This is a genomic window from Ruminococcoides sp. (assembly GCF_057037865.1).
Genome location: NZ_DBLZMS010000002.1, coordinates 227,444 through 239,205, shown reverse-complemented (window position 1 = coordinate 239,205; position 11,762 = coordinate 227,444). Strand labels below are relative to the sequence as shown.

The window sequence follows — 11,762 nt, the reverse complement described above, 5'->3', positions numbered from 1 at the left end:
CCAATTCGAGCAGATAATTTGTTGTGCAAAAAACATATTATGCCCGAGCGTGCAATTGTGATTGTCTGAACAATTTATCCGCCACTACATTATAAACAAAAATATCGGCATAAAATGCCCGTGAATCAGAGGTTAAAATGGAATCCTGGACAGAAATAAAAATATCCGTTGACGCAAAGGATATTGACAGAGCAAGTGATATTGCAAATGTCGTAGTTCCCTACGGCATCTATATTGAAGATTACACAAACCTTGAGCAAGAGGTTGAGAACATTGCCCATATTGACCTTATTGACGAGGATTTGCTTGCAAAGGACAGAAACAAGGCTTTTGTTCACATTTATCTTGAACCCGATGTTTCGCCGTCAGAGGCGGTTGCATTCCTTTCGGAACGCTACAATGCGGAGGGTATAAAGCATTCAATTGAACTTCTTGACTGCCTTGAAGAGGATTGGAGAAACAACTGGAAGAAATATTTCAACCCGATTGAAGTCGGTGAAAAACTTCTTATCCGTCCGAGCTGGCGAGATGATTACGATGCAGGCAACCGCAAAGTTCTCAATATTGATCCGGGCCTTGCGTTCGGCACGGGCGGTCATGAAACCACAAGGCTTTGCCTTGAAATGTGCGAAAAGTACCTTAAAGAGGGCGATTCTGTTCTTGATGTGGGTTGCGGCAGCGGTATTCTCGGTATTGCAACATTGCTTTTGGGTGCAGACCGTGCCGTCGGTGTTGACATTGACGAAACTGCGGTGAGAACTGCGGCTGAAAACGCAGAAATTAACGGCGTTGCTGACCGCTTTACAGCTATCTGCGGCAGCTTTACCGACAAGGTTGAGGGCAAGTATGACATTGTTCTTGCCAATATTGTTGCCGATGCGATTATGTTTCTCTCAAAAGGCATTAAGGACTTTATGAAGGACGATGCCGTTTACATTATGAGCGGTATCATTGACACTCGTGCCGAGGAAGTCAAGGCATCCGTAAGTCAGTATTTTGACATCATCGAAGAACATCTTGACAACGGATGGGCTTGTTTTGCCGCACGGCGTGCCGCTGTTCCCCGTTCGTGAAGATAGTATGATATAGAAAAAATTATTATGCCCGAGCGTTACTTTTAAATTGAAAATTAAAAATTGTGGTCGGGAAGACAGTTTGCAAAATGCAAATCATTGTTTCCCGACCGTTTTCTTTATATGGCAGTTATTGTTTATTTGTAGTGGCGTGCCGCCGTTCCCAATTCGTGAAGATAGTATGATATAGAAAAAATTATTATGCCCGAGCGTAGCATAGTGATTGTTTGTACAAATATTTACAAAAACAAAACAGCTTTCCGATTTTGAGTTCGGAAAGCTGTTTTTAATTTACATTAACTCTTTACTTGATTATCTCATATGACAAATTGTTTTCTTTTGCATATGCTTCGGCGACTGAACCTTTTTTGCAATACATTTTAAAGCCCTTGAGCGGAACATTGTCATAATTGTCATCAACATCCATACCAAGACCGCAATTCTCCATTTCCTTTACGGAATCGGGAACCGTAACACTTTTAAGGTTCGTCATAGATGTGAACGCATCGCTTTCAAGAACCTTTACACCGTCGGCAATTTCAAGCTCGTATATATTGTCATTGAAGCTGAATGCAAACGAATCCACAACCTTAACGGTTTTCGGGATAACCACTTTAACCTTAAAAGCAAAATATTGCAAACACTTATTTGCTAAGTTCTTTTTCGATTATTTCTGCCGCTTCGTCAAGATAGTTTCCTTCAAAAAATTCAATCTTTCCCTCGTCAACACATTTTGCAAGTTCGGGATCAATCGGAAGCTTTGCAAGCACCTGTGTGTCATATTCCTTTGCAACTTCCTCAATGCGGCTGTCGCCGAAGATGCTGTGTTTCTTTCCGCAATCGGGACACATGAACCAGCTCATATTTTCAACAAGACCTAAAATCGGCACATTCATCATCCTTGCCATTTTAACGGCCTTTTGAACTATCATTGAAACCAGCTCCTGCGGTGACGCAACAATAACAATGCCGTCAATCGGCAGGCTCTGAAATACCGTAAGCGGAACATCGCCTGTTCCGGGAGGCATATCAACAAACATATAGTCAACATTTTCCCAGATTACATCTTTCCAAAACTGCTTTACCGTGCCTGTGATAACCGGCGAACGCCACACCACGGGATCGGTTTCATGTTCAAGAAGAAGGTTTGTGGAAATCATCTTGATTCCCGTTTCGGTAACAACGGGGAAAATTCCCTCATCGTTGCCTCTGCATCTCTCATGTACTCCGAATGCCTTTGGAATTGACGGACCTGTGATATCTGCGTCAAGAATAGCCGTGCTTTTACCGAGTCGGTTAAATGTTACTGCGAGCATTGAGGTTACAAGGCTTTTGCCTACTCCGCCCTTACCCGACACAACGCCGATTACCTTTTTTACACTGCTGTATTTATTAAGTTCTTCGTGCAAATTCTGTTCCTTGCTTTTGCAATCCGAAGAACAGCTTGAACAATCGTGGGTGCAACCCATTTAAAACATCTCCAATTTCATAAATTCATTTTATCAAAAGAAAACAATCAGTTTTCTTCAACATACGGTTCATCGCCGCCGCTCTCGTATGACTGTGTCGGCTGAGTGTCATCCGAAGTCTGTGACGATTCGGTAACACTGATATCACTGCTCTGCTGCGGCTCTGTTTCAGGCTGATACTCTGTCTGCGGTTCAGTTTGAACAGGCGCTTCTGTTTCAGGCTGATATTCAGTCTGCGGTTCATATGTCGGTTCTTCCGTGTAAACGGGAACATAGTTGTCATCGCCGTATTCCGTTGTAGGCTGTACCGTTGTCACCTGTTCCGTTGACGGTGCTGTGGAAGCCTTGTTATCTTTTTTTTTCTGTGAACTGCATTGTGTAAATGCAAAAACAACGGCAACAATAAGGCAGATTACCGCCGCAATTGTTAAGATAACCGCCACATTACGGCTCGTTCTCTTTTTCTTTTTAACAACCTTTTTACGCTTTGGATGTATCGTTGATTTTGTGTAGTAGTTACCAATATCGTCAGATGAAAGGTCATACTGAAAATCCTTTGTAGCCTTTGACACCTGCTCCCCTGTCTGAGAATCAAAATTGTCGCCATAGTCGGGAGTCTGTGTGCGGTCATCTCTTTCCGACGGCATTTTTACGGGAGTTTCCATATCGTCCTCAAAGTCGATTTCCGGCATCTGAACGGCGTCTTCGTCATAATCGCCGACAAATTTTACATCATTGTCAAAGTTATCGCCGTAATCCTCCTGAATATCGGAAGATCTTTCGGGGGCGTTGTTTCTTCTTGCAGGAAACGCAACCTCGTCATCAAAGTTGTCAGGCTCATAATCCTTGTTTCTATTATATTTATTGTTATCGTCCATTATGTAATTCTCCTTTGAAAGAAAAATTTTGAAACAGAAAAATACGGTGCATTTATTCTGTACACCCCGTACCAAAATAATAAATCAGCCGTGACAATTTGTCAACTGAATATTAGGACTGTTAAGTTTAAAAGCATAATTTTTGCCATATACAAAAAGTACCCGCACAAGCCGTGCAGGTACTCGTCGATTTAAGAAAAATCAGCAGTGAATCAAGCGTCTTCACCGTTATCGGTTTCGTCTGTTGATTCGCCTTCATCCTCGGAAAGTTCCTCTGTTTCAACCTCTTCGGATTCTTCAAATGCAGTATCTTCTGCGTTTTCGTCATCTGCAAGATCAGCCTCAATGCCTCCCTGAACAGGGTTGCCTGTTTCTTCTTCAACAGCCTCATCATCGGCAACTTCAAAACCGCTGAGGAATGAGTAAGGAATTCCGTAACCGAGTGCGATACTTGCAAGCGTTACAATAACGCTTAATCCCGAGCCGTTTGCATTTGAAAATACATCATAAAGCGGAAGTCCCGGAGCAATGGAAGCAACGATTATGTAGAGTGACGGGAGCACCATTACAATAAGTGTAACGAGCGAAAAACGCTTTACCGCCTTGCCGTCACCGACACGGGTTGCATAGAACATCAAAAGACCGAACACAGCATACACAAGAATCGGAATGATTGAACCGAGTGGCTGTGAAAGGGCTGATGCGTACTGTGAGAAGAAGTGTGCGCAAACGATAAATGCGATGATCAGAAATGCAGAGAAAAACAGATTGATTGTATCTCTTTTAGTAGGTTTTTTCATAATATGTCCTCCGTACATACGATATTGGTTTAAGTTTAACATTGAAATGTGACAGTTTTGTGAACAAACAATGATATGTACATTAGAATAAGGTAAATAAAGCGTAAAAAACGCAACCGCCTTTTGTTTGACAAAATCTGTAAGGGAGTTTATCATAAATCATAAAGGGATTATGCAACTGATTTTTACATAAAGTGTAAAATCAGGTTGGTAGAAATTGCGTTACATATGAAATATACTTAACTCAGGAGGTATGAAAAGTATGATTGGTATGAATTTGAAGTATCTTCGGAAAAAGTACGGATATTCACAGGAGGATCTTGCGGAGAAGCTTGAGGTGTCAAGACAGTCTGTTGCAAAGTGGGAAAACGAGGAATCTCTTCCCGATGTCGAAAAATGCGTGACGATGGCGCAGATTTTTGAAACTACGGTAGAAATGCTTCTTGTGTGTCCTTTTTACGAGGAAGAATCTGACGGACTCACTCCCGACGGTGACGGAAAGTACATTTTCGGCATTGTTAAGGTCAGCGAAAGAGGACAGATTACACTCCCTAAACACGCCAGAAAGGTGTTCGGAATTGAGGCAGGCGACAGACTTCTGGTTCTCGGTGACGAGAAAAAAGGTATGGCACTTGCAAAAATAAAAAATCCCTTTGATAAGTTAATGAAGTAAAATTTGACTTGAATCCCTTTTATCCTGAATTGAGGAGAAAATATGTACGCAATAAAAACAGAAAAACTTACAAAAAAATATAAGGAAAAAACGGCTGTATCAAACCTTGACCTTAAAATCAACGAGGGCGAAATGTACGGTTTGCTCGGAGTCAACGGTGCAGGAAAAACAACAACAATGAAAATGCTCACAACGCTTATTATGCCGACATCGGGTGAGGCAGAGCTTCTCGGTCACAGCATAAAAACCGACAGAGCAGCGGTAAAGCAGATTATCGGAATTTCACCGCAGGAAAGTGCGGCGGCAATGAACCTTACCGCAAGAGAAAATCTTGAACTCATGGCAGAGGTTTACGACTTTTCAAAGAAAGTTGCAAAAGCCAAAGCAAGCGAGCTTATCGAACGCTTTTCCATGCGGGAATTTGAAAACCGCAAGGCTAAAAGGCTGTCGGGCGGTGAGGTGAGAAGATTGAGCATTGCAATGGCACTTATCTCAGAACCGAAAATACTTTTTCTTGACGAACCCACGCTCGGACTTGACGTAATTGCAAGACACAGCCTTTGGGTTGAGATTGAAAAGCTCAAGGGTAAAATTACCGTTATTCTCACAACGCACTATCTTGAAGAGGCTGTTGCACTCTGCGACAGAATCGGTATTATGGCTCACGGCAAATTTGTGTCTGAGGGTACTTCCGATGAGCTTATTGCCATTTCGGGCGAAAAAGATTTTGAGTCGGCTTTTGTAAAGCTGACAAACGGAGGTGCGTTGTAATGAGATTGACTGCGTTTGCTTCACGAAATACAAAGGAAATTCTCCGTGATCCGCTGACATTCTGTTTCGGACTCGGATTTCCCGTTGTACTTCTTCTTTTGTTGTCGGCAATAAATTCGGCAATCCCCGAACAGGCTCAGATGACAATGTTCAACATCGACAAGCTGACGCCCGGTATTACGGTTTTCGGAATGAGCTTTATTTCGCTGTTCTCGTCAATGCTCATTGCAAAGGACAGAACAACAAGCTTTATGATGAGATTGTTCACATCTCCGCTCAAAGCACACGAGTTTATTATCGGCTACACACTTCCGCTTTTGCCAATGGCAATTTTGCAGAGTGCCGTATGTGTTGTTGTTGCGTTCTTCCTCGGACTTGAGGTCAGCGTGAACATTTTGCTTATGCTTGCGGTAAACATTCCGATTGCAATTGTGTTTATCTCGCTCGGACTTCTGCTTGGCACACTTCTGAATGAAAAGGCTGTCGGCGGAATCTGCGGTGCATTGCTCACAAACCTTTCGGCATGGTTTTCAAACATTTGGTTCGATACTGCAATGGTCGGCGGTTGGTTCAAAAACCTTGCAAACGCACTTCCTTTTGCCCATGCCGTAAACGCCGCAAGAGATGCAATTTCGGGCAACTATTCGGACATTATGCCCGAACTTATCTCCGTCTGCGGATATGCGGTTGTGTTGCTTGTTCTGGCTGTGGTCGTCTTTTCCGTTATGATGAAAAGGAATAAATAATTGATGAATCCAAACGGTAAAGCCTTGTTAAAAGAAAACAAAAGATATTATCTTCTCGACTCTCTGCGTGGAATTTCAACCGTCAGCATGGTTGCGTTTCACTTATGCTACGATATTTTTATGATGTACGGACTTAACACAAGCTGGTACTTTTATCCCATGACAGCGGTCTGGGAACGCAGTATCTGCGTAATGTTCATACTGCTTTCGGGAATGTGCCTTAACTTTTCGGGGAACGGCATAAAAAGAGGTGTTCTTTTAAATCTTGCGGGCTTTGCCGTTACCTGCGTTACAGTGATAGCCGAACCGAATCAGGCGGTATGGTTCGGTGTACTGAATCTGATAGGCTGTTCAATGATGATTGTTTCCGTTCTTTCGGATAACCTCAAAAAAATAAGCCCCCTGTCGGGAGCGTTGATTTCACTTTTGTTGTATGCGGTTTCGTATGATTTGCAAAAAGGCTGTGTCGGATTTTTCGGGCTGGATATCGTAAAATTGCCCGATTTTCTCTATTCGTGTAAGTACCTTGCATTTCTGGGATTCCCCTCGTCCGACTTTGTGTCGGCAGACTATTTCCCGATTATTCCGTGGATTTTCCTCTTTACGGCAGGCTTTTATCTTTGGAATTTCATAGCACAAAAAAATCTTGCAAAATATTTTGAATTCAAAATTCCGCTTTTTGACAAAATCGGCAAATACAGCCTGTGGATTTATCTTGCCCACCAGCCTGTTATTATGGGGGTTTTGATGTTGATAATGTGACTTTGCCGATTGAAAGTTATAAACAAAAAAATAATGTCGGAGGTGTACCGCCGACATTATTTTTCATTTTAAATTATTTCCGATTGTGCTGCTAAGCCTTCGGATGCTGCAAAGGATTCTTCTCTGTCAAACACACCGCAGAGCCACATATATGAAGCTGTTGAAAGGGCAATGCTTACAAAGCCGAACCAGATGCTGTTCACACCGATAAAAACGCTCGGAACGCAGGCAAGGACAACACCTATATGATAGCTTGCAAGCGTAAGCCAATAGAATTTAGCCTTTTTCTTCATATCCTTGTCCTTGTCAATAATACCCGTGAATGTTGAAACCGTTGCAACACGGAGGTTATTTGTCGAGAAAATCGGAGATGTAACATAACTTCCGGCTGTTCTGAATGAATTCCACAAAACAGGAGTTACGAACAGAATCGGCAGAATTGCAAGGTAGTTGTTTGAAATATTCGGAAAAATTGCGATAATCAGAAGTGCAACCGCACTTGCAATAAGGCTGACGGTTTTGGTTTCAAGCTTAATAAAACGGTCGGCAATTACAAAGAAAACATTGCCGAGAATATATGTAAGGAGAGCGATGACAATAAACACAACGCCCTCAAAATCACCCGTAAAAATTTTGCTGACAAGGTGAATCATATTTGCTGTCTGTGCGTTACCGAACACATCACAGTGATTGTAAATTGCATATCCGCCCATAAATCCGCCCAGAGAGCTGACTGCAAAATGCAGAATATGCTGTTTTTGTTCTCTTGTCATTTTAAAGACTTCCTTTTTCGCCATAAAACGTGTAATTGCTTAACATAATTATACACCTGCAATTCTGATTTTGCTATTATCCCCCAATGGAATTATACTCCGTTTTGCAATAAAAATTAAGTCACATTGCACAAAACAGCTGTCTTGCTGTTGTACAATGTGACTTTTTTGCTTTTTATGAAGTTTTAAAGAATCAAACTGTCATCAAACTTTTTCAGGCATTTCATCTGCCATACATTCAACAAGAACAGCCTTCTGAGCGTGAAGACGGTTTTCTGCTTCCTCAAAGATTTCATTTGCGTGTTCTTCAAATACATCTGCAGTAATCTCTTCGCCACGGTGTGCAGGGAGACAATGGAGAACCATACAATCCTTGTTTGTAACAGCCATAAGCTCCTTGTTAACCTGATAGCCTGCGAATGCTGCCTCACGGATTTTCTTTTCTTCTTCCTGTCCCATTGATGCCCATACATCTGTATAAACAACATCGGCATTCTTAGCGGCCTCAAGCGGATCTGTTACGATTTCAAACTTGCCGTTACCGTACTTTTCACCGAACTCGATAATATGCTTAGGCGGCATATAATCCTTTGGACAGGCGGCAGAGAAGCTCATGCCTGTGCTGAGTGCGCCGACGATGAGCGAGTTCATCATGTTGTTGCCGTCACCGATAAAGCACATCTTGAGTCCTTCAAGCTTGCCCTTGAATTCACGAATTGTCATAAGGTCTGCGAGAACCTGACATGGATGACAATAGTCTGTAAGACCGTTGATAATCGGGATTGAACCGTACTCTGCAAGAGCCTCAACTTCTTTCTGCTCAAAGGTACGAATCATAATACCGTCAAGAAAACGGGAAAGAACACGGGCTGTGTCCTCAACAGGCTCGCCTCTGCCAATCTGAAGGTCATTTGATGAGAGGAAAAGCGGATAACCGCCGAGCTGCGTCATACCAACCTCAAATGAAACACGGGTACGGGTGCTTGACTTTTCAAAAATCATACCAAGAGACTTGCCCTTGAGAATTTTATGCTCAATGCCGTGTTTCTGCTCATATTTAAGCTGATCAGCAAGGTTAAGTGTGTTGATAATTTCTTCTGTTGACCAATCCTCAAGTTTAAGTAAGTGTTTCATTAGTTGTTCTCCTTTATTGTTTTTTCGAGTATATTAATCGCCTCGTCAATTTCATTGTAATCAATAACAAGCGGTGGGAGCATACGGAGCAAATCTTTTGCCGTGATAATAAGCAAGCCGTTTTCAACGCATTTGATTGCAATGTCGTGTGCATCGCCCTTTTCAAGCTCAATACCAATCATAAGTCCCATTCTGCGAACGCTCTTTACGCCGTCAATTTTTGTGAGCTTGTCCTCAAAATACTGACCTTTTTTCTCAACCTCGGCAAGAAATTCGTCATTTGCAACTGTGTCAAGAACATAGTTTGCACCTGCACAAACAACAGGGTTTGCGCCGAATGTTGTGCCGTGAGTTGACGGTGACATAACATCCTTGAGCTTTTCACCGCACATACAAACACCGATAGGAAGTCCGCCGCCGAGCCCCTTTGCAACCGTCATAAGGTCGGGGAGGATACCGTAATTCTGATGAGCAAACAGCTTGCCTGTTCTGCCTACGCCTGTCTGAACCTCATCGACAATAACGAGAATATCGTTGTCGTTGCAATACTTAACAAGTTCTTTTACATATTCGGGATCGAGGATATTTACACCGCCCTCGCCCTGAATGAGTTCAAGCATTACTGCGCAGGTTTTGTCTGAAACAACTGCTTTCAGAGCGTCCATATCGTCTGCGTCTGCATACTTAAAGCCCTCTGTAAACGGGAAGAAATAGTTATGAAAAACATCCTGACCTGTTGCGGCAAGAGTTGTAACAGTTCTGCCGTGAAAGGAATTGTTAAGCGTTACGATTTCATTTCTGCCCTCGCCGTACTTATCAAAGCTGTACTTACGGGCAATTTTGATTGCGCATTCGTTAGCCTCTGCACCGCTGTTGCCAAAGCAGACCTTTGAAAGACCTGTAAGTGTGCAAAGCTTTTCGGCAAGGTCACTTGCCTGTGAACAGTAAAAATAGTTTGACATATGCTGAATTGTGCCTGCCTGCTTTGAAACAGCCTCAACCCAACCGTCATTGCAATAGCCAAGGCTGTTTACACCGATACCCGATGAAACATCAATGTACTTTTTGCCGTTTTCGTCATATGCGGTAACGCCTTTTGCACTTTTGAGAGCAACATCGTAGCGACCGTATGTGTGCATAATATATTTTAAATCTTTCTCTTTTGTAGTCAAGTTAGCCACACCCTTTCATATTTTATCGTTGCTGAAGGAGTAAACAAAAACATCCTCACGCTTTTCAAAGCCGAAATCACGCCAGAAGCTTTGACCTGTTTCGTTGTTTTGATAACAGAAAATGTGAGTTTTGTCGATGCCTTGTTCACGGATTTTTTGGATAGCGGTCTGTGCAAGAGCGTGACCGATTTTCTTTCGCCTGAATTCGGGCAGAACAGCCATATGGTGGATAAATCCCCGTCTGCCGTCATGACCTGCAAGCACGGTTCCGACAATTTTTCCGTCAACCACGGCAACCTGACTCATACCGGCGTTGTGCTTGAGATAACGCTCCATCTGATCTCTTTCATCAGCCTTAGAGAGCGCACGCTTTGTGGTAATCTGCCACATCTCATAGACCTCGTCATAGTCGTCAATTGTCATTTCTCGTATAATCATTGCACCCTCCAAAATCTAATCTGTAGGGGCGAACCGTGTGCTCCCGCGGGCGAACGCGGTTCTCCCCTACAAACAATACACTGCTTTTATCAAATAAAAATTTTAAGTTAAACAGAAAGTTTTATTTAGCGAGCGACCAATGACCGCCTCTACTGTTTTTACAAATCAGCAAAACAGCAATGCTAATCAATAAAACATTGTACCGATGCCTTCGTCGCTGAAAAGCTCGAGCAGGATTGAATGTTCGATTCTGCCGTCAATGATATGGGCACGGTTTACACCGCTGCGGACTGCCTCAACACAGCAATCAATCTTGGGAATCATACCGCCGCTGATGATGCCGTCACGCTTGAGCATAGGAACTTCGCTGACATTGACAACTGGGATGAGTGAATCCTCATCGTGAACATCACGGAGAAGTCCTCTGATATCTGTCATAAGAATGAGCTTTTTTGCGCCGATTTTAGCGGCAATCTGCGATGCCGCAATGTCTGCGTTAATATTGTATACATTGCCGTCATAACCGCCTGCAACGGTTGAAACAATCGGAATATAACCGCTTGCAAGAGCGTTGTTGAGCGGTTCGGGGTTAACCTCCTTAATCTCGCCCACATAGCCGAGGTCTGCGCCTGTAACAAGCTTTTCAGCCATGAGCATTCTGCCGTCAAGACCGCAAAGTCCCATAGCCTTACCGCCGTGACTGCCGAGGAGCTGAACAAGGCTCTTGTTGACCTTGCCTGCAAGCACCATCTGAACAATGTCGATAGTTTCCTTGTCGGTCACTCTCATACCGTTGATAAACTTGCTTTCCTTGCCAACGGCTTTGAGCATTGCATTGATTTCGGGTCCGCCGCCGTGAACAAGCACAACATTGACTCCGACAAGCTGCATAAGAACGAGGTCGCTCATAACTGCCGCTTTAAGTTCTTCGTTTATCATAGCGTTTCCGCCGTATTTTACAACAATTGTTTCGCCCGAATATTTCTTGATATAGGGCATTGCCTGTATAAGTACCTTGGCTCTCTTTGAAACATCCATTTTCTTCAATCCTTTATGTAGTTGATTTCCGCTCA

General features: G+C 43.1%; 14 protein-coding genes. 5 read left to right on the top strand and 9 right to left on the bottom strand.

Features of this window, described 5'->3' with window-relative positions:
- The first annotated feature begins 137 nt into the window (after positions 1-137).
- A complete protein-coding gene (prmA, locus tag AC2HW8_RS02845) occupies positions 138-1,073 on the top strand; it encodes a 50S ribosomal protein L11 methyltransferase (RefSeq protein ID WP_484327122.1) in 936 nt (311 codons plus the stop codon).
- Positions 1,074-1,377: 304 nt separating this feature from the next.
- On the opposite strand, the gene AC2HW8_RS02840 is transcribed toward prmA, so the two are convergent.
- From AC2HW8_RS02840 to AC2HW8_RS02825, 4 genes are all read right to left on the bottom strand, one after another.
- Positions 1,378-1,713 carry a leucine-rich repeat protein gene (locus AC2HW8_RS02840; RefSeq protein WP_303693204.1) on the bottom strand — a complete coding sequence of 112 codons (336 nt, stop codon included), beginning with the start codon at positions 1,711-1,713 and terminating at the stop codon, positions 1,378-1,380.
- A 4-nt stretch (positions 1,714-1,717) separates the two neighbouring features.
- A complete protein-coding gene (locus tag AC2HW8_RS02835) occupies positions 1,718-2,542 on the bottom strand; it encodes a P-loop NTPase (RefSeq protein ID WP_484327121.1) in 825 nt (274 codons plus the stop codon).
- Between the two features lie 47 nt (positions 2,543-2,589).
- Positions 2,590-3,420 carry a hypothetical protein gene (locus tag AC2HW8_RS02830; protein WP_484327120.1) on the bottom strand — a complete coding sequence of 277 codons (831 nt, stop codon included), beginning with the start codon at positions 3,418-3,420 and terminating at the stop codon, positions 2,590-2,592.
- A gap of 212 nt (positions 3,421-3,632) precedes the next feature.
- Positions 3,633-4,220 (bottom strand): hypothetical protein, encoded by a 588-nt coding sequence (locus AC2HW8_RS02825; RefSeq protein WP_484327119.1) that lies wholly within the window; start codon positions 4,218-4,220, stop codon positions 3,633-3,635.
- 253 nt (positions 4,221-4,473) lie between these two features.
- Between AC2HW8_RS02825 and AC2HW8_RS02820 the strand changes: the two genes are divergently transcribed.
- Genes AC2HW8_RS02820 through AC2HW8_RS02805 form a run of 4 tightly spaced genes read left to right on the top strand, consistent with a single transcriptional unit; the run spans position 4,474 to position 7,172 of the window.
- Complete coding sequence (locus AC2HW8_RS02820; protein ID WP_303693207.1) at positions 4,474-4,893, top strand: helix-turn-helix domain-containing protein; 420 nt, start codon at positions 4,474-4,476, stop codon at positions 4,891-4,893.
- 42 nt (positions 4,894-4,935) lie between these two features.
- On the top strand, positions 4,936-5,664 hold the full coding sequence (locus AC2HW8_RS02815; protein WP_484327118.1) for an ABC transporter ATP-binding protein: 729 nt from the start codon (positions 4,936-4,938) through the stop codon (positions 5,662-5,664).
- Positions 5,664-6,410, top strand: a complete 747-nt coding sequence (locus AC2HW8_RS02810) for an ABC transporter permease (protein WP_303998546.1) — start codon at positions 5,664-5,666, stop codon at positions 6,408-6,410. The genes AC2HW8_RS02815 and AC2HW8_RS02810 overlap by 1 nt, the downstream gene beginning before the upstream one ends.
- A 3-nt stretch (positions 6,411-6,413) precedes the next feature.
- Positions 6,414-7,172: a heparan-alpha-glucosaminide N-acetyltransferase domain-containing protein gene (locus tag AC2HW8_RS02805; protein WP_294036706.1), complete on the top strand. Its 759-nt coding sequence runs from the start codon at positions 6,414-6,416 to the stop codon at positions 7,170-7,172.
- 68 nt (positions 7,173-7,240) lie between these two features.
- Here AC2HW8_RS02805 and AC2HW8_RS02800 read toward each other — a convergent pair whose 3' ends face one another.
- From AC2HW8_RS02800 to argB, 5 genes are all read right to left on the bottom strand, one after another.
- On the bottom strand, positions 7,241-7,945 hold the full coding sequence (locus AC2HW8_RS02800; RefSeq protein WP_181979546.1) for a YoaK family protein: 705 nt from the start codon (positions 7,943-7,945) through the stop codon (positions 7,241-7,243).
- Positions 7,946-8,149: 204 nt separating this feature from the next.
- Complete coding sequence (argF, locus tag AC2HW8_RS02795; RefSeq protein ID WP_021883827.1) at positions 8,150-9,079, bottom strand: ornithine carbamoyltransferase; 930 nt, start codon at positions 9,077-9,079, stop codon at positions 8,150-8,152.
- Positions 9,079-10,251: an aspartate aminotransferase family protein gene (locus AC2HW8_RS02790; RefSeq protein WP_242956371.1), complete on the bottom strand. Its 1,173-nt coding sequence runs from the start codon at positions 10,249-10,251 to the stop codon at positions 9,079-9,081. The genes argF and AC2HW8_RS02790 overlap by 1 nt, the downstream gene beginning before the upstream one ends.
- Positions 10,252-10,266: 15 nt before the next feature.
- Positions 10,267-10,689, bottom strand: coding sequence for a GNAT family N-acetyltransferase (locus AC2HW8_RS02785; RefSeq protein WP_015523075.1), 423 nt, complete (start codon positions 10,687-10,689; stop codon positions 10,267-10,269).
- A gap of 186 nt (positions 10,690-10,875) precedes the next feature.
- Complete coding sequence (gene argB, locus AC2HW8_RS02780; protein WP_015523076.1) at positions 10,876-11,727, bottom strand: acetylglutamate kinase; 852 nt, start codon at positions 11,725-11,727, stop codon at positions 10,876-10,878.
- Between the last annotated feature and the right edge of the window lie 35 nt (positions 11,728-11,762).